Origin of the sequence: Actinoplanes rectilineatus, assembly GCF_000962825.1 — a bacterium.
GTDB classification, from domain to species: domain Bacteria; phylum Actinomycetota; class Actinomycetes; order Mycobacteriales; family Micromonosporaceae; genus Actinoplanes; species Actinoplanes rectilineatus.
In genome coordinates, this window is record NZ_JZKF01000117.1 from 1 (window position 1) to 23,402 (window position 23,402).

Here is a 23,402-nt window from a genome sequence, read left to right on the forward strand (position 1 = left end):
GCCGGTGGCGGGCTACCAGCAGTTGTGCCGGTTGTTGGCCGCCTCGGGTCCGGGGACGTTCGGCGAGCTGGACTCGACCGGTGCCCGGTCGGTGTTGCGGCGACTGTGCGTGGACGTGACCGCGGAACTCCCGGTCACCGCCCATCCCGACGGGACGGCACCGGATCCGGGCAGGGTGGCGGGTGTCGATCCGGGGATCATCCACCCGTTCGCCGTCGCCACCGCCGGCGGCGGCCGGGCCCTGCTGGTCTCGGGCCGGGCGATCCGCGCCGAACACCGCATGCATCTGGCCGACACGAAAGCCCGCCGCAAAGCCACCGCGAGACGCGCCCCCGCGCGCGGGCAGCGCGGGTCACGGCGGTGGCGCAAGGCCCGGCGCCGGGCCCGGCTCGTCGAGGGCCGTCACCGCCGCCGGGTCCGGCAGGCCCTGCACGAGGCCGCCGCCATGGTCGTCGGCTGGGCCGTCGACAACCGGATCGGAACATTGGCCGTCGGTGACCCGCGTGGTGTCCTCGACCTGCCCGCCGGACGGCGTCACAACCTACGGCTACGGCAGTGGCAGATCGGCCGGACCCTGCGGATCCTGCAGGACAAGGCCGCCCTCGCCGGGATCCGGGTCCATCTGGTCGACGAACGCGGCACCTCGTCCACCTGCCCGCACTGCCGCACACGCATCACCAAACCGAAGGGCAGGGTCATGACCTGCCCCCACTGCATGTTCACCGGACACCGCGACCTCGCCGCGGCGTCCACCATCGCCACCCGCACCCCGGGCGGCGCGACCACCACCCCACCACACAGCACCACAGATGGGGTGGTCACGCACCGTCGAGCCGGACGACACCTCCCCGGTGTCCGCACGGCACGGCGTGACCCCCGACGCCCACCAGCGCCTACAGGGTCAAATGGCCGGCGGAGGCCCGCCCCACCACCACAGGAGGGGAGTCGCTCGCACACACCCGTGCGCGAGGATCCACAACGCAAACCGACACCCACCCGGTGAACGCTCGTGGACACCGCACTAGTTTCCGACTCGTGAACGACCGCATCCCGGTTCCGCCGGCGGACCTGCTCGGCGACGGTGTCTTCGAGACCCTGCACCTGCGTCCGTCCGGCCCGTGGCTGCTCGACGCCCACCTGGATCGGCTGGACCGATCGGCCGCGCTCCTCGACATGCCGCCCCCGCCGGACGTCCGGGACCGGGCGCTCGCTGCGGCACGAGATACCGGGGCGATGCGCATCGTCTACACCCGGAGTCTGCTTCTGCACATCGACGTCTCGCCGATTCCGGACCAGGTCCTGCGGGAACGCCGCGACGGCGTGCGGGTACTCAGCGCCGACACGGGCGTGTCAGCCCTCCGGCGGCCGCCGTGGTCGGTCACCGCGGCCAAGTCACTCTCCTACGCGAGCAGCTTCGCGGCGCGGCGCTGGGCGAGGCGGCACGGGGCCGAGGACGTGGTCTGGCTCTCCTCCGAGGGGTACGCGCTGGAAGCGCCCACGTCATCGATCGTCTGGCTGGTGGGAGACACGCTGTGCACGGTCCCGCCGGAGCAGGCCGGGATCCTGGCCGGCATCACCGCGGCACACCTGCTGTCGCTGGCGCCGTCGCTGGGCCTGCGGGCCGCGGAGACCATGGTCACGCTGCCGGAGCTGGTCGCTGCGGACGCGATCTGGCTGGCCTCGTCGTTGCGGGGTCTGGCCGAGGTGACCAGCCTGGACGGGGTCCCGCGGAACCGTTCCGCCTGGACCCCGCGGTTGCTGGACGCTCTCGGCTTTTGAGAGCCACTCCCGGCTTCTGAAGCCCCGTTTCATCCGCCAGCGGCTCCGATTCCGAAGAACCGCCGGCGGATCCGGTCGGGCTATCCGCCGATGCGGGGAAGACGCGCCGACATGTGCGGCCTCAGGCCGCTGTTGCCGACCGCGATCTCCTGCGCGTAGAGCAGAGCGCCGTCGACGATGCCGAAGAGCCGCTGGCCACCGGTCACCGGCAGGCCGGACGGCGTGTAGGCCACCGCGTCCGCCTCCATCTCCAGCCGGGTGGCGCTGACGGTCTTGCCCAGGTAGATCTCGGCCACCCCGTCCGGGCGGATCATCGTGGCCTCCATCTCGTCACCGGGACGACCGTCGACCAGCACCGGACGCCAGAAACCGGACTCGGTCAGCGCCATCCCGGTCGGCTTCGACTCGTCGTCGAGCAGCCAGGCACGCGACTCGTAGCGCAGGAACGGCCGGCCGTCGTGGCTGATCCGGATCTCCTGGGCGAAGTTGTAGTCCTCCTCCGCCGGGAAACCACCCTGGCCACGGCCCCGCCACAGGCCCACGAACGGCAGCAGGCCGAGCAGCTCCGGATTCAGATCCGGGCCGACCCGCAGGTCGTGCGTGTCCTCGTAGGGGTACCCGTCGACCGCCGGCGCATTGAGCCACGGCGGGGGTCCCAGTGGGTTGTCCTGCTCGCCGGTCACCAACGCCCCCTTGAAATACGCATCGCCAGATATCCGAAGCCGCCCGCCATGCCGCCCAGAGCGGCCACCAGCAGGCTCACGAACCCGATTTCCGTAACCATGACGCGCCCATCCTATGCTGACCGGTATGGCACGCTTGCTGGTCGTCAAGACCACCGCCGGAGCCGATGCGCCGGAACGCTGCTCGCAGGCGTTCACCGTGGCGAGCACGGCTGCCGCGTCCGGGGTCGAGGTGTCGCTCTGGCTCACCGGGGAGTCGGCGTGGTTCGCCCTGCCCGGACGGGCCGCCGAGTTCACCCTGGAGCACGCGGCACCGTTGCCGGACCTGCTCGAGGTGCTGCTGGAGGCGGGCCGGATCACGCTGTGCACGCAGTGCGCGGCCCGGCGCGGCATCGGCCCCGACGACGTGATCCCGGGCATCCGGATCGCCGGCGCCGCCGTCTTCGTCGAAGAGATAATGTCCGAAAACGCCCAGGCACTCGTCTACTGACACGCTCGTCTCGATCTTGGTGCACTGACCGGCGCACCCAGGGTCAACGGGGTCACGGCGCTATGCGGGGCGGCAGTTCGTGGTGACGTTCAGCAGGAGGCGGCCACCCTCGGCGGCGACCACCACCGCGTCACCGCCCGCCCGGTAGGCCCACCCGTCCGCGCCGGACCACAACAGTTCGGTGCCGCCCGGCACCCCGCGCGGCGTGATCTCCGCATCGGCCGGTCCCACGTCCACCGTGAAGGTCGCCGTGGTCCCGCCGTCCGGGCAGCTCACCGCCCGCGTCATGGTCACCGGCGTCCCCACCGCGTCCAGCCCCTGCAGCGCCGTGGCGAGCGCGGCCGGCTCGGCCCCACCGACCGGGTCACCGATCTCGGGAACCCCGGACGACGGCCGGCACCCGGTGTAGACCCGCAGGCTCAGCTCCTGGTCGGTCGACTGCCCGGCCGCCTCGATCCCGACGAACTCCCCGGCGTCGGCGGCGAACAGCAGTTTCGTCCCGCCCCGGGTGGCCACGGTCACCGCCTGGTAGTCCTCCGGCAGCCGTTGGGCGACCGCCTCCAGGGCAGTGCGAGCGTCGCCCTCCGCCACATAGAGCACCACGTCCCGGGTCAGCTCCTGCCCACCACGGACCGGGGTGATCGCGCAGTCCTCGACCCGGGTCGCACCCAGCCGGATCGCCCAACGCTCGTCCTGCGCCGCCGCGGCCAGCGCCCCGAACGCCGTCCGCAACTCGGGCACGGCTTTCGCGACGTCCCGCTGCTCGGCCACGGTGGGCGGATCGTTGCGCACCGACCAGACGATGCCGCCGGTCAGCAGCACCGCCCACCCCGCGGCCACGGCGGGCAGCACCCAGCGCCGCCGCTCCCGCGTCCCTCCAGCACCAGGCCCCGTCACGGCAGCCATGGTGGCACGCCCCGCCGACAACGCAAGCCCCACCTCGCCCACCGAGGCCACCCGTCCAAAGATCATAAGTTTTACTTATAACCAGAGCCATGTGGGAGGTCGTACTTCATCTGGAGGTGGAGGCATGGTTCCACGGGTTTGCGAGACGGATCCGGTCAGCGCCGATCAGATCGCCGAAGCGATAGAAGTTCTCGTCGAACGAGGTCCCGCCCTCGGGCGCCCTCTTGTCGATCGACTGAAGGGCAGCGCATATCACAATATGAAGGAACTACGGACCGCCTCGACCGGGCAGTCGGAGCTGCGGCTGATCTTTGCTTTCGACCCGGCCCGTCAGGCGATCTTCCTAGTGGCAGGAGACAAGTCCGGGCAGTGGCAAGAATGGTACGAGGCCGCGATTCCGCTGGCTGACGCACGATTCACCGAACACCCGAAGAGGCTCGGCAAGGAGGGTGAGCGATGACCGATGCCGTGAACTGGCGTGATGTCAAAGCGAAGGCGCGTGCGGCGGATCCGGACTGGGATGCGCCCGACCGGATGGAGCGGCGCCGTCACATGCGCGAGCAGATGCTCGCCTCCGTCAGCGGCGCACGCCTGGCCGAAATCCGCAAAGACCTGGGTATGACGCAGAGCCGGCTCGGTGAGGCGACCGGCCTCACCCAGGCCCGGATCAGCCAGATCGAGAACGGCGAGGCGGTCAGTCTCGACGTTCTGCGGGTGTACGTCGCAGGGCTGGGCGGCCAAGTCGACGTCGTGGCCAGGATCGGCGACATCCGGCTCGACGTGGCCTGACCTCCGGGCTGTCAGAACAGCGCCGCGTATTCCGGGGAGTTCAGGAAACGGGTGATGACCTCGACGCTGCCCGGAGTGAAGGGCCGTTCGAGGACCTCGGACGGCGGGATGAAGAGCATCGCGGCGCCCTCGCCGAGCACCACCTCGTCCTGCGTGGCCGACGTGCCGCCGTAGAAGTAGTGCTTGAGGCGGTCCTGCTCGGGCAGCTCCTGCTTGGCGAACAGGCGCAGCGGCCCGTCGGCCCGTAGCGACGTCTCCTCCCACAGCTCGCGGGCCGCGCCCTCCTCCGGCGTCTCCTCGCCCTCGATCGCGCCGCCGGGCAGGCCCCAGACGTTCGGGTAGTACGGCGCGTGTTCGTCGCGGAGTTGCAGCAGCAACGCGCCGGAACGGTCGACGAGCAGGGTGCAGGCGATCCACATCATGGCTGTCAGCCTTTCGCGAGTCGGTTGAGCGCGCCGATCGCCACCTCGGTCTTGGTGGTGTACCAGAACGGGGGCAGGGACCGGCGCAGGAACGTGCCGTAGCTGCGGGCGGTCTCCAGGCGCGAGTCCAGGATGGCGACCACGCCCTTGTCGCCCGTGGAGCGGATCAGCCGGCCCACGCCCTGTGCCAGCCGGACGGCGGCGATCGGGACGCTCACCGACGAGAAGCCGGAACCGGGCCGGGAGGCGTCGGCGGCGGCCGAGCGGGCGGCAGCCAGCGGCTCGTCGGGGCGGGGGAACGGCAGCCGGTCGATCACCACGAGCTGGCAGGAGTCACCGGGCACGTCCACGCCCTGCCAGAGTGACATCACCCCGAACAGGCAGCTCTCCTTCTGCTCCCGGAATTTGCGGACCAGGATCGGCAGGGTCTCGTCGCCCTGCAGCAGGATCGGCAGGTCGGTGCGGGCCCGCAGCAGCTCGGCGGCCTGGCTGGCGGCCTTGCGGGAGGAGAACAGCCCGAGGGTCCGCCCCCCGAGCGCCTGGACCAGCTTGAGCAGCTCCTCGCCCGCGGCCTCGGGCAGGCCCGACATCGCCGGGCGCGGCAGGTGCGCCGCCACGTAGAGGATGCCCTGTTTCGGATAGTCGAACGGGGAGCCGACGTCGAGGGAGGTCCAGCCGTCACCCTCGCTGTCGGTGGTCCCGGCGGGCAGGCCGAGGGAGCGGGCGACGGTGTCGAAGCGCCCGCCGAGGGTCAGCGTGGCGGAGGTGACCACCACGGTCCGGTCGGCGTAGAGGCTCTGGGCGAGCGTGCCGGCCACCGAGAGCGGCGCCACGACCAGGGCGCGACGACCGCTGCCCATGTCGGATTTCTCCACCCAGGCGACGTCGGACGCGTCCTCCTCGAGGAGGCGCTGCGCGGTGGTGGAGATGTCGTCGAGGACCGCTTTGGCCTGCTGTTTGGTGACCGGGTCGGGGTCGTCGGACTTGACCTCGCCGATGCCGGTGAGCCCCGCCCGGGTGGCCGACTCGATCTGGGAGACGGCCAGGCGCAGCGATTCGGGCAGGCCGTCGGTGAGCCGCCCGGCGGGGATGTCGGCGAGTCCGACGGTGAGCGCGTCGGCGGCGGCGGCGAGGGCCTCGGCGGTGGCCGGGGAGATGAGGGTGCGGGACCGGCGGCCGGCCCGTTCGACCGCCTCGGCGGTGAGCTCGGCCTGCGCCGCCGAGGAGACCCGGTCGGCCAGTTCGTGGGCCTCGTCGACGACGAGCAGTTTGTGCGGCGGGACGATCTGGTGCTCGGCGATCATGTCGACGGCGAGCAGGCTGTGGTTGGTGACGACGATGTCGGCTTCGCGGGCGCGGACCCGGGACGCCTCGGCGAAGCACTCCGCGCCGTACGGACAGCGGGCGGCACCGACGCAGTCGCGAGCCGGCATGGAGACCTGTTTCCAGGCCGTGTCGTCGACGCCGGGGTCGAGCTCGTCACGGTCGCCGGTCTCGGTCTTCTCCGCCCAGGCGCGGACCCGCTGGATCTGCTTGCCGAGTTTGCCGGCCTCGCCGAGCCACTGGCCGGCCCGGGGCGCGGGTGCGTCGTCGAACAGCGTGTCGGTCGGGGTCTCCTCGTCGGCGTGTTCGAGTTTCGCCACGCAGAGGTAGTGGTGGCGGCCTTTGAGGACGGCGAACGACGGCCGCCGGCCGAGGACCGGCTGGACCGCCTCGACCAGGCGGGGCAGGTCGTGCTCGACGAGCTGGTTCTGCAGGGCGAGGGTGGCGGTGGAGACCACCACCGGACCGTCGACGAGCAGCGCGGGCGTGAGGTATCCCAGGCTCTTGCCGGTGCCCGTGCCGGCCTGGACGAGCAGGTGTTCCTTGCTCTTGACTGCCTTGTCGATGGCTTCGACCATCGCCTTCTGGCCAGGGCGGGAAGCCCCTCCCGGGACGGCTCCGACCGCGGCGGCGAGGATCTGCTCGGCGGTCGGCTTCTTCTTGGAGGCTGCGGGCACGCAGGAACCGTACCCGCCACCACCGACAGAACCGGACCACCGTTAGGGTGCACCCATGCCGAGCGAGATGGTCCGGGTCATCTTTACGAAGTACGACGGTTCGGCCCATCGTGACTACCCGGCTCGACGACTGGCCGAGGACGACCTCGGCGTCTGGGTGGGTGTGACTCGCGGGACGGCGTCGGTCTACCACGGACGGCCCTCGGTGGAGCAGATTCCGTTCGTGCTGCTCATCCCCCATTCGGCGTGGTGGACCGGGATGTTCAACCCGCCGCCGCGGACCAGTGAGGTCTACTGCGACATCACCACTCCGGCGCGCTGGGAGGGTGACACTGTTCACCTGATCGACCTCGATCTGGACGCGGTCCGCCGCCGTGAGAGCGGCCTGGTGGAGTTGCGCGACGAGGACGAGTTCGACGAGCACCGCGCCTCGTTCGGTTACCCCGAGGACGTGGTGGGACACGCCCGGGCGGCCGCCGAGCAGCTGCTGGTCTGGCTGGGCGACGGCACCGAGCCGTTCGCCACGCACTACCGCAAGCACCTGCTACAGGTCACCGAGGACTAGTTTCTCCGGGTTCTGCTGGTTGAACACCCCGGTGATCCGCCCCTCGTCGACCGCGACGGTGATCACCGCGAGCAGCCGGGCGCCGTCGGTCCGGGTGCCGCGCACCAGCAGCGCCGCCGCCCCGTTGACCAGCACCGGCGTCACCTCCATGTCGGTGATCCCGGCCAGCTTGCGGGTGAGCAGGCCGACGTAGAAGCGGGCCACCTTGTCGGCGCCGTACACCGGCTGGAGTGCGGAGCGGACCACACCGCCGCCGTCGCTGACGGCCACCACGTCGGGGGCGAGGACCGCCGCGAGGGTACGCATGTCGCCGCTGCTCGCCGCGGTGAGGAACGCCTCCAGGACCTTGCGCTGCTCGGCCAGTCCCGCGGTGTGCCGGACGCCACCGGCGGCGACCGCCTTGCGGGCGCGGGAGGCGTGCTGGCGTGCGGTGGCGACGGTGGTGTCCAGGACCGCGGCGACCTCCTCGAACGGGACGGCGAACGCGTCGTGCAGGACCAGGGCCACCCGTTGTTCCGGGCTGAGTTTCTCGAGCACCACGAGCAGGGCCACGCTGACCTGGTCGGCGAGTTCGGCGTGGTCGGCCGGGTCGGCGTCCGGCGCGACCAGGTAGGCCGGCAACCACTGGCCGGGGTACGCGGTGCGGCGTACCCGTGCGGAGTTGAGCTGGTCCAGGCAGATGCGGGCGGTGACCGTGGTGAGCCAGCCGCGGACGTCGCGGATCTCGTCGTGGTGGGCGGCGTACCGCAGCCAGGCCTCCTGCACCGCGTCCTCGGCCTCGGACCGGTTGCCGAGCATGCGGTAGGCGACGGCGATCAGGTAGGACCGCTGCGCCTCGAACTCACCGGTGACCACCGAAGAAGACGGCATGGCACGAATTCTGCGCGACATTACGCGATCGGAGCTAGCGACTATGCCACAGTATTAACCTCTCATTTCGTACGAATCGGATGGTGTTGTCGTGCAGGACATCGCGACTGTCGCCGGCGGCCTCGTCGGTCTGGCCGGGGCGGGCGGCGCGATCTCGGTCGCGGTCCTCCGCCGCGCCCGGCCCTACCTGCCCACCGGCCACGCGCTCACCGGGACCTCGGCGTACCCCCTGCCCACGGCCCTCAAGCTGGGCTTCGCCGGGATGACCGCGCAGGTACGGCCGGGCCCGCACGGCGAGCTCTACCTCGGCTCGGGCGCACCACAGCCGGGACGCACCCTGCGCCGGCTCGTGCTGGCGCCGCTCTTCGCCCGCGCGCACGCCGGCGGTGGACGACTCTGGCGCAACCAGCAGGCGCCGTTCCGGCTGGTCATCGAGTTCGGCGGGGACAACCGGGACACCGAGGCGCTGCTCCGGGCGTACCGGATGCTCGACCGGCAGCTGCAGGACCACGCCGCGCTGCTCAGCAAATGCCGCGGCGACGAGCTGGTCCCGGGGGTGGTGACCGTGACGGTCACCGGCGTCGTCGACGTCCGTGAGCTGCTCGCCGCCCAACCCGAGCGGTACGCCTTCGCCGACGGCACCTTCGACGACCTGGGTTCGCACTCCGCCCCGCCCAGCCTGGTCCCGATGATCAGCGAGCCGTGGAACCGCCGGTTCGGCTGGGACGGTCAGGAGGCGATCACCGCCGAGGAGCGTCACCAGCTGCACGCGCTGATCCGGGCCGCGCACGAGGACGGCCGTACCGTGCGGATCTGCGGGCTGCCCGAGGGATCGTCGCGGCGGGCCCGTGCGGCGGTCTGGTCCGAGCTCGGGGCCGCCGGGGTCGATGTGATCGCGGACACCGACCTGACCGGCCTGGCCCGGCACCTGCGACGACACCCGGTGAGCCCGCCTCCCCGCTCCCACCTGCCCACCAGGGCGGTACGGCGGTCGGCACCCCGCCCGACGGCACCACGGACAGTCACCCACCACGAGCCGGTTTGAGACCATGGCGGACGGGTGACCCTCCGTGGACCAGTAGCATGCCCTCCGGAGATCCAACAAAAGCCCGTCGATCGAGGTCGCAGCCGTGAAGTTCTCTTTCCGTCCCGTCGAGGGCGCTTTCTTCGATCTCTTCACCAGAGCCGCGCTCAACCTGGTGAAGGGCACCGAACTGCTCAACGAGCTGGCGCTGCCGGGCGTGGACGTCGCGTCGGTCGCGGACCGGCTCGGCGATGTCGAGCACGACAGCGACTCGATCACCCACGAGCTCTACAAGAAGATCAACTCCACCTTCATCACGCCGTTCGACCGGGAGGACATCTACTCGCTGGGCTCCCAGCTCGACGACGTGATGGACCACCTGGAGGCGGCCGGCAACCTGCTCTACCTGTACGGGCTGACCGCCCTCCCGTCGCTGCCCCGCGAGATGCACGAGCTGGTGACCGTCCTCGACCAGCAGGCGAAACTGACCGCGGAGGCGATGCCGCGGCTGCGGTCGATGAAGGGTCTCGAGGAGTACTGGATCGAGATCAACCGTCTGGAGAACGACGGCGACCGCGCCTACCGGATGCTGCTGGTGCGCCTCTTCTCCGGCGAGTACGACGCTCTGACCGTCCTCAAGATGAAAGAGGTCGTCGACGAGCTGGAGGCGGCCTGTGACGCGTTCGAGCACGTGGCGAACACCATCGAGACCATCGCGGTCAAGGAGTCCTAGGCCTTGACTCCCGAACTGATCGCCGTCCTGGCGGTGATCGCCGCCGCGATGGTCTTCGACTACACCAACGGCTTCCACGACGCGGCGAACGCCATCGCCACCAGTGTCAGCACCCGCGCCCTCACCCCACGGATCGCGCTGGGGATGGCCGCGATCGGCAACTTCATCGGCGCGCACCTGGGCACCGAGGTCGCGAAGACCGTCGGCGACGGTCTCGTCACCCTGCCGCTCGGCGTGCCGAGCCTGGGCATCGTCTTCGCCGGCGTGCTCGGCGCCATCGCCTGGAACCTGATCACCTGGTACTTCGGACTGCCCTCCAGCTCCTCGCACGCCCTGTTCGGCGGGCTGGTCGGCGCCACGCTCTTCGCCACCGCCGGCGAGGTCCAGTGGGGCAACATCGTCGCGAAGGTCCTGGTCCCGATGGTGGTGTCGCCCGTGGTCGGCCTGATCCTCGGGTTCTTCATGATGATCGCGATCATGTGGATCTTCCGGCGTGGTCACCCGGCGAAACTGAACCGCGGCTTCCGCATCGCCCAGATGGTCTCCGCCGCCGGCATGGCGATCGGCCACGGCATGCAGGACGCCGCCAAGACCATGGGCATCGTGGTGCTGGCCCTCTACACCGGCGGCTTCCAGAGCTCGTCGTCGCACATCCCGGAGTGGGTGTACTGGGCGTCCGCGACCATGCTGGCGGCGGGCACCTACGCCGGCGGCTGGCGGATCATCCGCACCCTGGGCCGGAAGATCATCGACCTCGGACCCGCGGAGGGCTTCGCCGCCGAGACGGTGGCCAGCTCGGTGCTCTACTTCAACGCCCTGGTGCTGCACGCGCCGATCTCGACCACGCACACCATCACCTCGGCGATCATGGGCGTGGGCGCGACGAAACGGCTCAGCGCGGTCCGCTGGAACGTGGCGAGCAACATCATCATCGCCTGGGTGACGACGTTCCCCGCCGCCGCGGTCATCTCCTGCCTGGTCTACTTCGCGGTCCGCCCGCTGTTCGGCTGATCCGGCACCCGCAGCAGCCACCGGCCGTCCGGCGCGGCCTCCACCCGCGGGTTCAGCGGCGTCGCCGCGTCCCGCTCCAAGGAGGCGGCCACCACGGCGTCGACGCTCCCCGCCCCGGCCAGCTGGTGCAGCGTGTGCCGGGTCGGCGGCAGCATCGGCAGGTCACCGTGCCGGTCCGGGTCGATCCACGCGGTCCGGTCCGCCTCACCGGAGACGTCCCGCGCCTGCTGCCCGTCCGGCAGCAGCGCCGCGAAGAACCAGGTGTCGTACCGCCGCGGCTCGAACTCGGGCGTCACCCAGCGGGCCCACGGCAGCAGCAGATCGTCGCGCAGCCGCAGGCCACGGCGCTCCAGCAGCTCGGTCATGGTCAGCTCCCGGCGCAGCACCGCCAGCCGGTCCGCCTCCCAGTCCGGCGCGTCCACCCCGATCACTCCGGGGCCGGCCAGCAACACCCCGGCCTCCTCGAACAGCTCCCGCGCCGCGGCACCCACCACCGCGCGGGCCTGCTCGTCCGGCACACCCAGCCGCGCCGCCCAGTCCGCCCGCACCGTCGCCGGCCGGTCCGACGGGTCCACCGCGCCACCGGGGAACGCGTAAAGCCCTCCGAAGACCATGGTTTTCGCCCGGCGCAGCACGTACACCTGAAACGCCGGACCGGAAGGTCGCAGAAGGACCACGGTCGCCGCCGGACGGGCCGGCACCGGCGGCCCGGTGAACTCTCGTGCCCGCTGTGCCATCGCCTCGGGCAGCACCATCGGATCCATCCCGCCACTTTTGCATATACCGTGCTGATCATGACGGAACAGAACGTGCGCTGGGGCATCCTCGGCCCCGGCGGGATCGCCAACGCCTTCGCCGCCGACCTCAAGCTCGTGCCGGGCGCCGAACTCGCCGCCGTGGGCTCACGTTCCGCGGCCACCGCGGAGACCTTCGCCGCGCGCCACGGGTTCGCGCGGGCGCACGGCTCCTACGCCGAGCTGGCCGCCGACGACGACGTGGACGTCGTCTACGTCGCGACGCCGCACGCCTTCCACCTCGAGGGTGCGCTGCTCTGCATCGAAGCCGGCAAGGCCGTGCTGGTGGAGAAGCCGCTCACCCTGGACCTGCCGACGTCCGCGCATCTCGTCCAGGCCGCCCGCAGCGCCGGTGTCTTCCTGATGGAGGCCATGTGGATGCGCTGCAACCCGGCCATCCGCAAGATCGCCGAGTTGGTCGCGGACGGTGTCATCGGCGACGTGGCCTCGGTGCACGCCGACTTCGGCCTGCACGGGCCGTTCGAGCCCTCGCACCGCCTGCGTGACCCGAAGCTCGGCGGTGGCGCCCTGCTGGACCTGGGCGTGTACCCGCTGCACCTGGCCCATCTGGTCCTGGGCACGCCGGCCTCCGTGCACGGCTGGGCCAAGCTGACGCCGGAGAACGTCGACGAGACCAGCGGCATCCTGCTCGGTTACGAGTCCGGCGCGGTGGCCGCCCTCACCTGCAGCATCAACGGCGAGAGCCCGAACGGCGCCTCGATCTCCGGCACTCTCGGCCGCATCGAGATCCCGCCGGGCTTCATGGTGCCGCGGTCGTTCACGCTGCACCGCCCGGGTCAGGACGTGGAGACCTTCGAATTCCCGTTCGAGGGCACCGGCTACCAGTTCGAGGCCGCCGAGGTGCAGCGCTGCCTGGCGCTGGGCGAGCTGGAGAGCCCGCTGGTCTCGCACACCACGACGCTCGAGGTCATGACGCTCCTCGACACGCTGCGGGAGCAGATGGGCGTCGTCTACTGACGTCCGGTCGCGGCCGTCGCTGATCACCCTCTCTCGGGGGTACGCGTCAACGGCCACCCCGGTCCGGCACGAAGACACGGAATGATCGCCAGGTCGATCCGCCCACGAGAAAGGGGAGTCGCGTCCGCGACTCCCCTTTCTCGAAGCGGTGCAGAACGGGGACTCAGCCGAACCGGCCGGTGATGTAGTCCTCGGTCTTCTTCTGCGACGGGTTGCTGAAGATCTTCTGGGTGTCGTCGTACTCGATCAGACGGCCCGGGTCACCGGTCTTGTCGATCGAGAAGAAGCCGGTCTTGTCGCTGACGCGGGCCGCCTGCTGCATGTTGTGCGTGACGATGATGATCGTGAAGCGGTCCTTCAGCTTGAACATCAGGTCCTCGATCGCCAGCGTGGAGATCGGGTCGAGGGCCGAGCAGGGCTCGTCCATCAGCACGACCTGCGGCTCGACGGCGATCGTGCGGGCGATGCACAGACGCTGCTGCTGACCGCCGGAGAGGCCCGCGCCCGGCCGGTCGAGGCGGTCCTTGACCTCGTCCCAGATGTTCGCGGCGCGCAGCGACTTCTCGGCGGCCTCGTCGAGGATCGACTTCTTCTTGACGCCGTTCAGCTTGAGGCCGGCGACCGCGTTCTCGTAGATCGACATGGTCGGGAACGGGTTGGGCCGCTGGAAGACCATGCCGATCATGCGACGGACCGCGGTCACGTCGACGTCCGGGTCGTAGATGTTCTGGTCGTCGATCGTCAGGCGCCCCTCGATCCGGGCGTTCGGCAGCACCTCGTGCATGCGGTTGATGGACCGCAGGAAGGTGGACTTGCCACAGCCGGACGGGCCGATCAGGGCGGTGATGGTCTTCGGCTCGACGGTCATCGACACGCTGTCGATCGCCTTGAAGTCGCCGTAGTAGGAGGAGACGTTGCTCGCCTCGATGCGCTTGGCCATGGGGAATCCTCTTATCGGGACAGCTTGTTGCGACGGGCGAGCAGCTTGGCGGCGATGGTCAGCGCCAGGACCAGCACCACCAGGGTGAGCGCCGCGGTCCAGGCACGGGCCGGTGCGTACTTGGAGGCGTCTCCGGCCTGCTGGTACACGAAGAGCGCGAGCGACTGCTGGTTGCCCGCGAACGGGTCGAAGTTGATCGCGGCGGCGCCACCGGCGACGAGCATCACCGGGGCGGTCTCGCCGGCGGCCCGGGCGATGGAGAGCATCACGCCGGTGACGATGCCGGGCAGGGCGGTGGGCAGGACGACCTTGAGGATCGTCTTCCACTGCGGAACACCGAGCGCGTAGGAGCCCTCCCGGAGCGGCCCGGGCACCAGGCGCAACATCTCCTCGGTGGAACGCACGATCGTCGGCAGCATCAGGACCGCCAGCGCGAGCGCCGCGGCGAACCCGGAGAACTGGGGGCGTCCGTCGTTGAAGTACGGGCTGACGATCAGCACCCAGAACGAGAGGATGAAGAGGCCGGCGACGATCGACGGGATGCCCGTCATGACGTCGACGAAGAACCGGACCGTGGCGGCAAAACGTCCCTTGCCGTATTCGACCAGGTAGATCGCACCGAGAACACCGAGCGGGACGGCCATCAGCGCGGCGATGCCGACCTGCTCCAGGGTGCCGATGATGGCGTGGTAGGCGCCGCCCATCGGGTCCCGGGCACTGATGTTGTTCATCGAGGTGCCGAAGAAGTCGCCGTCCAGGCGGGAGGCGCCCTTGGACACCAGGGTCCAGACCACGGAGGCCAGCGGCAGCACGGCCAGCACGCAGGCGGCGTAGATCAGCGACTTCATGGTGCGGTTGCGCGCGGCCCGGACGCCTTCGACCCGGCCGGCGGCGAAGAACAGCCCGCCCAGGTAGAACGCGGCGCCGAGCACGATGACCAGCACCCAGTTGCCGATGCCGAGGCCGAGCACGAGGGCGGCGGCGACGACGAGGGCGGCGACCGCGACACCGAGGTTGACGGCCGGGGGGAGTTTCCGCGTGCGGATGTTGTCCGGCGTCATGACGACGCCCGGGACTTCCTGCTCCAGAACGCTCATGCCGGCACTCCGCTTCGCGCCATGCCGTCATGAGTTTGACGGCTGAGCTTGCTGATTCGTTCGTTGCGCTCTCTCATGCGGCACTGTCCCGGAACTCGCGACGGCGGTAGATGATCGCCCGCGCCGTCATGTTGACCACCAGTGTGATCGCGAAGAGCACCAGGCCGGAGGCGATCAGTGCGCCGCGGCCGGTGGCGTTGGCCTCGGCGAAGCTGTTCGCGATGTTGGCGGCGATCGAGTTGCCGCCGTTCTGGATCAGGTTGAACGAGATGTCGAAGGTGATGCCGAGCGTCAGGGCCAGGGCGATGGTCTCGCCGAGCGCGCGGCCGAGGCCGAGCATCACGGCGGCGATCACGCCGGGCTTGCCGTAGGGCAGGACCGCGGTTCGGATCATCTCCCAGCGGGTGGCGCCGAGAGCCAGCGCCGCCTCCTCGTTCATGCCGGGCGTCTGCTGGAAGACCTCGCGGGAGAGCGAGGTGACGATCGGAAGAACCATGATCGCCAGGACCAGTGCGCCGAGCATGATGGACTGACCGAACGGGCCCTCGCCGCCGAAGATGGGCAGCCAGCCGAAGTACTCGTTGAGCCAGATCGAGAAGTCTCGAACGGGCTGCTGGAAGTAGTCGCGGCCCCAGAGACCGAAGACGACACTGGGCACGGCCGCGAGGAGGTCGATCACGAAGCCCAGCGGCGTGGCCAGTCGCTTGGGCGCGTAGTGCGAGAGGAACAGGGCGATGGCCAGCGCGATCGGCACCGAGATGAGCAGTGCGAGAAGCGAGCTGAGCACGGTACCGAAAGCGAGCGCGGCGATGCCGAACACCGGTTCCGCGTCGTTCGGGAACCAGGTCGTCTCGGTCAGGAAGTTGCCGTTGTTCTTCTGGAGAGCCGGCACCGCCTTGGAGACCAGGAAGGCGGCGATGGCAACGATGATGACCAGCACCATCGCGCCGGCTGCCGTTGACAGGGCGCGGAACGCCGTCTCGACGGAGAACCGGGCTTTCTTGGGCAGTGCGCCACCACCGCCGACCGGGGGTTCGTCATTGCTGCTCGGGTACACACCGGCGCCGGCGCCCTGAGCGTGACGGGAAGTCACACCCAGGTCGCCGGCGGTGGCGTTGTCCGAGCGAGAGGGGTAGTCACCCATCTGCGCGCTCGCTGTCGTCTAGGAGGGTCGTTGTTCGCCAAGGAGGGATTGACGAAGACTTCAGGAGATCGCGGCGACCGAGGCCTCGACCTTGGTGCGCAGCGTCTCGGGCAGCGGGGCGTAGCCCAGCTCGGCGAGCGCGGTCTGACCCGCGGTGCTCGAGGTGTACTTCAGGAAGGACTGGATCTCCTTGGCCTTGGCGGAACCCTTGCTGCAGGCGATCTCGTAGGTCACCAGCACGATCGGGTACGCGCCCGCGGTCGAGGTGTTGTAGTCCAGCTCGAGGGCCAGGTCGCCGTCGGTGCCCTTGACGGTGGCGTTCTCGAAGGTCTTGCCGGCCGACTCGCCGGTCAGCTCGACGAACTCGCCGGCACCGTTCTTGATCTTGGCCTTCTGCAGGTCGCTGTTCTCCGCGAAGGAGAGCTCGACGTAGGAGATGGTGTTCGGGGTGCTCTTGACCTTGGTGGCCACACCGTCCGACTTGGCGGCACCGGTGCCGCCCGGGGCCTTCCACGCCTTGGCGTTACCGAACGACCAGTCGGCCTCGGCGGACTTGCTGAGGTACTTGGTGAAGTTGTCGGTGGTGCCCGACTCGTCCGAGCGGTGAACGGTCTCGATGGTCGCGTCCGGGAGGGTCGCGCCGGCGTTCTCGGCGGCGATCGCCGGGTCGTTCCACTTCTTGACCGTGCCGGCGAAGATCTTGGCGATCGTCGAGGCCGACAGCTGCAGGCCGTCGACGCCCTGCACGTTGTAGACGACCGCGACCGGGCCGATGACCATCGGGAGGTTGAGGGCCTTGCCGCCGGGGCACTTGGCGTCCGCCTGGGCGACCTCCTCCTCCTTCAGCGCGGAGTCGGAGCCGGCGAAGTCGGCGGTGCCGGCGATGAACGCCTCGATGCCCGCGCCGGAACCGTTGCCCTGGTAGTCGACGGCAGAGCCGGCGCACTGACCCTGGTAGGCCTTGATCCACTCATCCATGGCGTTCTTCTGGGCGGTGGAGCCCTGCGCCGTGAGGGAGCTGCCGGCAACGCAGTCACCAGGGGCGGCGGAACCGCTCGCCGCCGGCGCCTCGTTGTCCGAACCGCACCCGGTGAGCGCGATCGTCGCAGTCAAAGCAATGCCGGCCAGGTAACCGGACCGCTGGAGCTTCACAATGTTCCCTTCGGGTTTGCAACCGGTCTCTCACCGGCTCACACCCCGAAAGTTAGGAGCGCGAAGTGACCACCTCCCCGGTCACAAGTGAACTGAGGGTGAACACGTTCGCCCCGGAAGGTAGCCATCCCCCAAGTGAGAGTTGTCCGTTAAGTGAACTGCGGCCTTGCCATCCGATATGTCGTATATATCCGGGCGGCTGTAATCGCGCCGAGATCTCGCCTTGTCCGTAGCGTGACCATCACGCCACGTCGAACGACCCACGGACACAGCCTTTCACCGCGACACGACCGACGCCCGACTGTTCGACCTGCATCGATGTCACGCCCAGCCACCCCCGTCGGGCACGGCGGGCGTTCCTCTTCCGCCCTTTTCAGGGGTACGGGTGACCGCACGAGAACCGCCCCGAGCCGGATACGACTCGGGGCGGGGATGGTCGGAGGAGGTGCCGTTCACGCGTACCCCGGAACGGGCGCGAGTGAGGCGCTCGGCGCGCCCACCGTCAGGGTCGCCGGTAGTTGACGTCCGTCTTGTGGATCGTGAACCCGAGACGGTGGTAGAGCGCGACCGCGGCCGGGTTCGACTCGTCCACGTAGAGGTTCGCGACGGTCAGCCCCGCCCGGGCCAGGTGGCGCAGGCCGGCGACGCTGAGCGCGGCGCCCAGACCTCGGCGGTGGCCGGCCGGGTCGACGGCGAGGACGTAGATCTCACCCAGCGCCGGATCCGGACCCTCGGGCGCATGCACCTTGGTCCAGTGGAAACCCAGCACCGTGTCCGCGATGTCCACGGCGAGCAGGAAGCCGGCCGGGTCGAACCACGGCTCCGACTCCCGGGTGAGCAGGTCGTCGAGGACCCAGCCACCCTGCTCCGGGTGGTGGGCGAAGGCCCGCGCGTTCACGTCGAGCCAGGCCTGCTCGTCGGCACCGGGACGGAACCCACGGATCGTGACGCCCTCGGGCAGCGGGATGTCCGGCAGCGGCTCGAACAGCGACCGCCGCATCTGCCACAGGACCCGGTCGCGGGTGAAGCCGTTGCGCTCGCCGAAGGCCGCCGCACCCGGGTCGTCACCGTGCGCCCAGAAGCTCAACGGGCCGGGACCGGCCGCGGCCATCAGCGCGGTGCCGTGACCGGCGCGGCGGTGCAGCGGGTCGACGACCAGCTCGCCGGCCGGGCCCACACCGTCCGGGGACGGCAGGAAGGCGTAACCGGCCAGACGGCCGTCGGAGCCGGTGGAGAGAAGATGCCGCCCGCCGTGGTCGACGTCGCCGCGGACCCGCAGCACGACGTCCTCGGAGAGCGGGTAGACGCCGTCCACCTCACCGGCGGCGGCCGCCAGGGCGAGAACGTCGTCGACCTCGGACGCGGAAAGCCGGCCCGCAGCGCGGACCGGCTGCTCCGTCGTCATGAGACCTCGACCCCGATCAGACCGGCAGGGAGACCGGCTCGTTGTCCGGCAGCTGCCGGCCGTTCGGCGGGGTCACGAACTTGTAGCCCACCTGGCGCACGGTGCCGATCATCGACTCGTACTCCGAGCCGAGCTTGGCGCGCAGACGCCGGACGTGCACGTCGACGGTGCGGGTGCCACCGAAGTAGTCGTAGCCCCAGACCTCGCGCAGCAGCTGGTCGCGGGTGAAGACCCGGCCCGGGTGCTGGGCGAGGAACTTGAGGAGCTCGAACTCCTTGTAGGTCAGGTCCAGCGGACGGCCCTTGAGCTTCGCCGCGTAGGTGTCCGGGTCGATGTTGAGCTCACCGGCACGGATCGAACCGCCGGCGCCGGCGGTCGCGTTGTTCAGCCGGCCGACGGCCATCCGCAGCCGTGCCTCGACCTCGGCGGGACCAGCGCTGGCCAGGATGACGTCGTCGACACCCCAGTCCGCGTTCAATGCGATCAGGCCGGCCTCGGTGACCACCGCGACCAGCGGGACGCCGATGCCGGTCGCGTGCAGCATGCGACAGGTGGCACGGGCTTCGGACAGCTCGGAACGTGCGTCGACGAGCACGGCGTCAGGGCTGGGCCCGGACACCAGGGTGCGGACGTCGCGCGGGGCAGTGCGCACCGAGTGGGGAAGAAGGTCCAGAGCGGGCAGTACGGCGGAAGGTTCGCCGGCACGTGCCGTGACCAGCAGAAGGATCTCCACACTCACCTCCGTCCTCGCGGCGTTCAGCCGCTCGGGTGACCCGGTTCGCGCAGCTGACAAGCTTCGCCACCGGAGAACATGGGGCCCGGCGTCACCGACGGGTGGGTTGCGATTACCTTAACCGATGCATCAGGGCCCATACCCAGGTCCGATACGCAAGTGATGTAGAGAACGCCGCGAAGGTGTCTGAACGGCGGATTCGTAACCAGCCTTTTACCCGATCGGTTATAGCCGGGTTCTTCTATAAGGCGCCGGTGTGGACTCGTCGATTGGGACGACGGTCACCGGTCTGGCACGATCGCAGTCGTGTTCCCCTCCATGCCGCAGGAAGACCCCTGGGACGCCGACGCCTCCAAGCAGGTCGCGCGTCTCACTCCGGGCAAGCCGAAGGCCGGGATGTACAACGCCGTCCCGGACGAGGAGGAGGACGACCGGCCGTCGTCCGACGACGATCTCGAAGAGATCCCGGTCATCCCGGTCCGCCCGCGACTGTCGGTCGCGATCGCCGGGTTCGCCGGGCTGCTCACCATCGCGCTCGCCCTCGGCGCGCAGACCACCGGACCGGACGCCCGGTACCCGTACGCGATCGTGCTGTTCGGGATCCAGCTGCTCGGCGTGCTGGCCTGGACGATGGCGCTGACCCCGCCGGCCGCGGCCGTCACCGCGGGAGCCGCCGCCCTGGCCGCGCTGACCGCCGACTACCTGGCGGTCACCGGCACACCGGTCTCGCTGATGCCGCTGCTCTACACCACCGGCGCCGGATTCGTCGTCGCGGCCGTCGCCCAGGTGCTCCGGGCCGACGACCGGCGACGGGCCCGGGACATGTGGCGGTCCACCCTGATGCTGGTGGGCGGCGCGGTGGCGTACGCGTTCCTGCTCCTGCTCATCCGCGAGCCGCTCGGCGCGCAGACGATCCTGGTCTGCTGCGTCGGCGCCGGCGTGTCGCTGGTGGTCGCCCGGCTGGCCGACGCGGTCCTGCCGAAACCCCGGATCGCGGCGCAGGTGCCGCGTGGCGCGGCCGGCATCGTGCTCGGCGCGATGCTGGGCACGCTCGCCGCCGCCCTGGTCGGCAGTTACCTGGTGCTGCCGTTCACCCCGGCCAACTGCGCGGTCGTCGGCCTGGTCGCCGCGGTCGCCGCCACCCTGGTCGACCTGGCCGTCAACTTCGGCGAGGCGGGACGTGAACTGGCCGGTGACGCGCCGACGTTCTGGCTGGCCCGGCACATGCAGGGCCCGCTCGGCGGGTTCGCGCTGATGGCTCCGGCGGCGTACGTGTTGGTCCACTGGTATCTGTCCTGACCGTTTCGTTACACCACCCGCCCGCCCTGTTTCATTGAACCCACAGCGCGGGCATGTACGTTCCCGAGGGCAAGTGGGCCGAATCGGGAGGATCAGTGACCGAGGTGTACGAGACGCAACGCCCGCGCCGTCGCGGCCGTGGACTTCTGATAACCCTCGTGGTCCTTCTGCTTCTCCTGGTGGGTGGCCTGGTGGCCGCGGACCGGCTCGGCGCGTCGTATGCCGAACGCGTCCTGGCCGACCGGGTGGCCCAGGAGGTGGCGAACCAGGGATCCAGCAGCGGCAAGCCGGAGGTCTCCATCGCCGGGGTGCCGTTCCTCACCCAGGTGCTCGCCGGCGAGTACCAGGAGATCCGGATCGAACTCCCCGAGTTCACCGCCAACACCGGCAAGGACCAGCAGGTCCGCATGGCGCTGCTGGACATCCGCGCGCAGGACGTGCAGGCCCCGCTCGACTCGCTGCGCAACGGCACCGGTGACGTGGTGGCCGGCGCGGTCAGCGGCACCGGCACGGTGGCCTACCAGGACCTGGTCGACCTGATCGCCCTCGACGGTCTCGAGCTGACCGAGGAGGACGGCAAGCTGATCGGCTCCGCGCCGCTGTCGCTGGCCGGCCAGACCTTCCAGCTCTCCGGGACGGCCGAGCTGGCCGTGACCGACAATCTGATCCGGGTGCGTTTCTCCGACGTGTCCGCGGACAACCTGCCGAGCATCCTGGTCAATCAGTTCGCCGACCGGTTCTCGTTCGACCTGCGGGTGCCGGCACTGCCGATGAACCTCGCGGTCCGGCAGGTCGAGGTGCTCCCCGAGGGGCTGCGGATGACCGCAGCCGCCGAGAACGTGACCCTCTCCGCGGGCGGTCTGTAGACAACGCAGCGGAGCCGTTCGTTCCCGGATGGTGGTCGGTGCTGTTCCACGCGTCGGGCCCACTGGTAAGGTCGATGGCATGAGTATGGTGCTCACCAAAAGGCGCGCGGTCGACCTGTGCCGCGTGGCCGCATGCCTGTGTCGTCCCGTCATCTGACGGGGCCACTCGGTGCTGAGCACCTTCTTCAGTTAGCCCAGGGCACTTCTTAGCCCGGCAGTGGCGCCGTCGCACAGCAGCCCGTGATCCCACCTACCGATGGGTCCGCGCGGAGTGCGATGAGGCATACCTCCGTGCGCTGACTCTCCCCTCACCCACCAAGGGAGTGAATCGATGAGTCGCGACACCGCACTCGTTTCGGCCGACTGGGCCGAGAAGAACCTGGAGACCCCGGGAATCGTGTTCGTCGAGGTCGACGAGGACACCACCGCCTACGACGGTGGCCACATCCCCGGCGCTATCAAGATCGACTGGAAGCAGGACCTGCAGGACCCGGTCCGGCGGGACTTCGTCGACCAGGAGCAGTTCGCCGCTCTGCTCTCCGAGCGCGGCATCTCCAACGACGACACCGTGGTCCTCTACGGCGGCAACAACAACTGGTTCGCGGCGTACGCGTTCTGGTACTTCAAGCTGTACGGCCACGGCGACGTGAAGCTGCTCGACGGCGGCCGCAAGAAGTGGGAACTCGACGCCCGGGTGTACACCAAGGACGTCCCGAGCCGTCCCGCCACCAGCTACGTCGCCAAGCCGCAGGACGCCTCGATCCGCGCCTTCCGCGACGAGGTCGTCGACGCCATCGGCACGAAGAACCTGGTCGACGTGCGCAGCCCCGACGAGTTCGCCGGCCGCCTGCTCGCCCCGGCCCACCTCCCGCAGGAGCAGTCGCAGCGGGGTGGCCACATCCCCACCGCGATCAACATCCCGTGGAGCAAGACCGCCAACGAGGACGGCACCTTCAAGTCCGACGACGACCTCGCCAAGCTGTACGGCGACGCGGGTCTCGACGGCACCAAGGACACCATCGCGTACTGCCGGATCGGCGAGCGCTCCTCGCACTCCTGGTTCGTACTCAAGGAACTCCTCGGCCACGAGAACGTGAAGAACTACGACGGCTCCTGGACCGAGTACGGCTCGCTCATCGGTGTGCCGATCGCCCTCGGCGACGAGCCCGGAAAGGCCTGACCATGACCTCTCCGTCTGCCAACATCGCGGCCGGCTGCGCCGCTCCGGACCAGTCCGCGCCCCTCCCCGCCAGCGTGGACCTGGAGAAGGAGACCGTCATCACCGGCTTCGTGCGCAACGCCGAGGGCGAGGTGGTCGGCGGTGCCTACGTCCGGCTGCTCGACGCCTCCGGCGAGTTCACCGCCGAGGTGGTCTCCTCCCCCGAGGGTGTGTTCCGCTTCTTCGCGGCGCCCGGCTCGTGGACCGTGCGGGCGCTCAGCCGGCACGGCAACGGCGAACTGGCCGTCGACGCCGCCCGCGGCGTGAACGAGATCGCCCTCAGCGTCGCCGCTTCCTGACCGCTCACGCTCTGTTACCCACTGGTGTGGTGATTTCCGGCGCGCTAAGCGCCCTAAATCACCACACCACACGGGGTGTGTTGAGTTAGGGCGCCGTGGACGCCGCAACTCAACACAGCCCTTGGAGTGTGGTGAATTGCGGCACCATGAACGCCACAACTCAACACAGCCCTTGGAGTGTGGTGAATTGCGGCGCCATGAACG

General features: G+C 69.8%; 28 protein-coding genes. 15 read left to right on the top strand and 13 right to left on the bottom strand.

Going from position 1 to position 23,402, the window contains the following annotated elements; translation table 11 throughout:
- A partial coding sequence (locus WH85_RS42330) for an RNA-guided endonuclease TnpB family protein (RefSeq protein ID WP_045747832.1) occupies positions 1 to 1,003 on the top strand: 1,003 nt, incomplete at its 5' end.
- A gap of 32 nt (positions 1,004 to 1,035) precedes the next feature.
- Positions 1,036 to 1,779, top strand: coding sequence for an aminotransferase class IV (locus tag WH85_RS42335; RefSeq protein ID WP_045747833.1), 744 nt, complete (start codon positions 1,036 to 1,038; stop codon positions 1,777 to 1,779).
- Between the two features lie 80 nt (positions 1,780 to 1,859).
- Here the strand turns inward: WH85_RS42335 and WH85_RS42340 are convergent, their stop codons facing one another.
- Together WH85_RS42340 and mtfM are read right to left on the bottom strand one after the other, a co-directional pair.
- Positions 1,860 to 2,462, bottom strand: coding sequence for a heme-binding beta-barrel domain-containing protein (locus WH85_RS42340; protein ID WP_045747834.1), 603 nt, complete (start codon positions 2,460 to 2,462; stop codon positions 1,860 to 1,862).
- Positions 2,459 to 2,563 carry a small membrane protein MtfM gene (mtfM, locus tag WH85_RS53930; protein ID WP_045747835.1) on the bottom strand — a complete coding sequence of 35 codons (105 nt, stop codon included), beginning with the start codon at positions 2,561 to 2,563 and terminating at the stop codon, positions 2,459 to 2,461. Before mtfM ends, WH85_RS42340 begins: the two co-directional genes overlap by 4 nt.
- A gap of 14 nt (positions 2,564 to 2,577) precedes the next feature.
- Here mtfM and WH85_RS42350 point away from each other — a divergent pair, with 14 nt between their 5' ends.
- Entirely contained in the window at positions 2,578 to 2,952 is a 375-nt protein-coding gene (locus tag WH85_RS42350; protein ID WP_045747836.1) for a DsrE family protein, read from the top strand.
- A gap of 60 nt (positions 2,953 to 3,012) precedes the next feature.
- Here WH85_RS42350 and WH85_RS42355 read toward each other — a convergent pair whose 3' ends face one another.
- The gene (locus WH85_RS42355; protein WP_157411570.1) at positions 3,013 to 3,849 is read right to left on the bottom strand and encodes a hypothetical protein; all 837 of its coding nucleotides are present in this window, start codon (positions 3,847 to 3,849) and stop codon (positions 3,013 to 3,015) included.
- A gap of 133 nt (positions 3,850 to 3,982) precedes the next feature.
- Here WH85_RS42355 and WH85_RS42360 point away from each other — a divergent pair, with 133 nt between their 5' ends.
- Both WH85_RS42360 and WH85_RS42365 read left to right on the top strand, forming a co-directional pair.
- Complete coding sequence (locus tag WH85_RS42360; protein ID WP_245674334.1) at positions 3,983 to 4,318, top strand: type II toxin-antitoxin system RelE/ParE family toxin; 336 nt, start codon at positions 3,983 to 3,985, stop codon at positions 4,316 to 4,318.
- Positions 4,315 to 4,647 (top strand): helix-turn-helix domain-containing protein, encoded by a 333-nt coding sequence (locus WH85_RS42365; RefSeq protein ID WP_045747837.1) that lies wholly within the window; start codon positions 4,315 to 4,317, stop codon positions 4,645 to 4,647. The genes WH85_RS42360 and WH85_RS42365 overlap by 4 nt, the downstream gene beginning before the upstream one ends.
- Positions 4,648 to 4,658: 11 nt before the next feature.
- On the opposite strand, the gene WH85_RS42370 is transcribed toward WH85_RS42365, so the two are convergent.
- Positions 4,659 to 5,069, bottom strand: a complete 411-nt coding sequence (locus WH85_RS42370) for an NUDIX hydrolase (protein ID WP_045747838.1) — start codon at positions 5,067 to 5,069, stop codon at positions 4,659 to 4,661.
- A gap of 5 nt (positions 5,070 to 5,074) precedes the next feature.
- On the bottom strand, positions 5,075 to 7,069 hold the full coding sequence (locus WH85_RS42375) for an ATP-dependent DNA helicase (RefSeq protein ID WP_045747839.1): 1,995 nt from the start codon (positions 7,067 to 7,069) through the stop codon (positions 5,075 to 5,077).
- A gap of 55 nt (positions 7,070 to 7,124) precedes the next feature.
- On the opposite strand from WH85_RS42375, the gene WH85_RS42380 reads away from it, so the two are divergent.
- Entirely contained in the window at positions 7,125 to 7,634 is a 510-nt protein-coding gene (locus WH85_RS42380; protein WP_045747840.1) for a DUF402 domain-containing protein, read from the top strand.
- Here WH85_RS42380 and sigJ read toward each other — a convergent pair.
- The gene (sigJ, locus tag WH85_RS42385) at positions 7,614 to 8,504 is read right to left on the bottom strand and encodes an RNA polymerase sigma factor SigJ (RefSeq protein ID WP_045747841.1); all 891 of its coding nucleotides are present in this window, start codon (positions 8,502 to 8,504) and stop codon (positions 7,614 to 7,616) included. The two genes, WH85_RS42380 and sigJ, sit on opposite strands and share 21 nt — an antisense overlap.
- A gap of 91 nt (positions 8,505 to 8,595) precedes the next feature.
- Between sigJ and WH85_RS42390 the strand changes: the two genes are divergently transcribed.
- The 3 genes from WH85_RS42390 to WH85_RS42400 all read left to right on the top strand — a co-directional run bounded on the left by WH85_RS42390 (position 8,596) and on the right by WH85_RS42400 (position 11,272).
- On the top strand, positions 8,596 to 9,549 hold the full coding sequence (locus WH85_RS42390; RefSeq protein WP_045747842.1) for a PI-PLC domain-containing protein: 954 nt from the start codon (positions 8,596 to 8,598) through the stop codon (positions 9,547 to 9,549).
- Positions 9,550 to 9,634: 85 nt separating this feature from the next.
- A complete protein-coding gene (locus tag WH85_RS42395) occupies positions 9,635 to 10,261 on the top strand; it encodes a DUF47 domain-containing protein (RefSeq protein WP_045747843.1) in 627 nt (208 codons plus the stop codon).
- Positions 10,262 to 10,264: 3 nt separating this feature from the next.
- Positions 10,265 to 11,272 (top strand): inorganic phosphate transporter, encoded by a 1,008-nt coding sequence (locus WH85_RS42400; RefSeq protein WP_045747844.1) that lies wholly within the window; start codon positions 10,265 to 10,267, stop codon positions 11,270 to 11,272.
- Here the strand turns inward: WH85_RS42400 and WH85_RS42405 are convergent.
- The gene (locus WH85_RS42405) at positions 11,242 to 12,027 is read right to left on the bottom strand and encodes an NUDIX hydrolase (protein ID WP_169792569.1); all 786 of its coding nucleotides are present in this window, start codon (positions 12,025 to 12,027) and stop codon (positions 11,242 to 11,244) included. The two genes, WH85_RS42400 and WH85_RS42405, sit on opposite strands and share 31 nt — an antisense overlap.
- Before the next feature lie 39 nt (positions 12,028 to 12,066).
- On the opposite strand from WH85_RS42405, the gene WH85_RS42410 reads away from it, so the two are divergent.
- Entirely contained in the window at positions 12,067 to 13,044 is a 978-nt protein-coding gene (locus WH85_RS42410) for a Gfo/Idh/MocA family protein (RefSeq protein ID WP_045747856.1), read from the top strand.
- A gap of 163 nt (positions 13,045 to 13,207) precedes the next feature.
- Here WH85_RS42410 and pstB read toward each other — a convergent pair whose 3' ends face one another.
- From pstB to WH85_RS42440, 6 genes are all read right to left on the bottom strand, one after another.
- On the bottom strand, positions 13,208 to 13,984 hold the full coding sequence (pstB, locus tag WH85_RS42415) for a phosphate ABC transporter ATP-binding protein PstB (protein WP_045747846.1): 777 nt from the start codon (positions 13,982 to 13,984) through the stop codon (positions 13,208 to 13,210).
- Positions 13,985 to 13,995: 11 nt separating this feature from the next.
- Positions 13,996 to 15,081, bottom strand: coding sequence for a phosphate ABC transporter permease PstA (gene pstA, locus WH85_RS42420; protein WP_045747847.1), 1,086 nt, complete (start codon positions 15,079 to 15,081; stop codon positions 13,996 to 13,998).
- Positions 15,082 to 15,154: 73 nt separating this feature from the next.
- Positions 15,155 to 16,225: a phosphate ABC transporter permease subunit PstC gene (pstC, locus tag WH85_RS42425; protein WP_045747848.1), complete on the bottom strand. Its 1,071-nt coding sequence runs from the start codon at positions 16,223 to 16,225 to the stop codon at positions 15,155 to 15,157.
- 60 nt (positions 16,226 to 16,285) lie between these two features.
- Positions 16,286 to 17,377 carry a phosphate ABC transporter substrate-binding protein PstS gene (gene pstS, locus WH85_RS42430; protein WP_045747849.1) on the bottom strand — a complete coding sequence of 364 codons (1,092 nt, stop codon included), beginning with the start codon at positions 17,375 to 17,377 and terminating at the stop codon, positions 16,286 to 16,288.
- A gap of 502 nt (positions 17,378 to 17,879) precedes the next feature.
- Positions 17,880 to 18,782 (bottom strand): mycothiol synthase, encoded by a 903-nt coding sequence (mshD, locus tag WH85_RS42435; RefSeq protein ID WP_045747850.1) that lies wholly within the window; start codon positions 18,780 to 18,782, stop codon positions 17,880 to 17,882.
- Positions 18,783 to 18,798: 16 nt separating this feature from the next.
- Entirely contained in the window at positions 18,799 to 19,515 is a 717-nt protein-coding gene (locus WH85_RS42440; protein ID WP_045747851.1) for a winged helix-turn-helix transcriptional regulator, read from the bottom strand.
- Positions 19,516 to 19,821: 306 nt separating this feature from the next.
- On the opposite strand from WH85_RS42440, the gene WH85_RS42445 reads away from it, so the two are divergent.
- The 5 genes from WH85_RS42445 (at position 19,822) to WH85_RS42460 (ending at position 23,198) form a co-directional block, all read left to right on the top strand.
- Complete coding sequence (locus tag WH85_RS42445; protein WP_245674335.1) at positions 19,822 to 20,814, top strand: hypothetical protein; 993 nt, start codon at positions 19,822 to 19,824, stop codon at positions 20,812 to 20,814.
- 158 nt (positions 20,815 to 20,972) lie between these two features.
- On the top strand, positions 20,973 to 21,680 hold the full coding sequence (locus WH85_RS42450; RefSeq protein ID WP_245674336.1) for an LmeA family phospholipid-binding protein: 708 nt from the start codon (positions 20,973 to 20,975) through the stop codon (positions 21,678 to 21,680).
- Positions 21,681 to 21,765: 85 nt separating this feature from the next.
- On the top strand, positions 21,766 to 21,837 hold the full coding sequence (locus tag WH85_RS54045; protein ID WP_342669831.1) for an Ms5788A family Cys-rich leader peptide: 72 nt from the start codon (positions 21,766 to 21,768) through the stop codon (positions 21,835 to 21,837).
- Between the two features lie 174 nt (positions 21,838 to 22,011).
- Positions 22,012 to 22,860 (top strand): sulfurtransferase, encoded by an 849-nt coding sequence (locus WH85_RS42455; protein WP_045747853.1) that lies wholly within the window; start codon positions 22,012 to 22,014, stop codon positions 22,858 to 22,860.
- A 2-nt stretch (positions 22,861 to 22,862) separates the two neighbouring features.
- Positions 22,863 to 23,198, top strand: a complete 336-nt coding sequence (locus tag WH85_RS42460) for a DUF1416 domain-containing protein (RefSeq protein WP_045747854.1) — start codon at positions 22,863 to 22,865, stop codon at positions 23,196 to 23,198.
- The last annotated feature ends 204 nt before the right edge of the window (positions 23,199 to 23,402 follow it).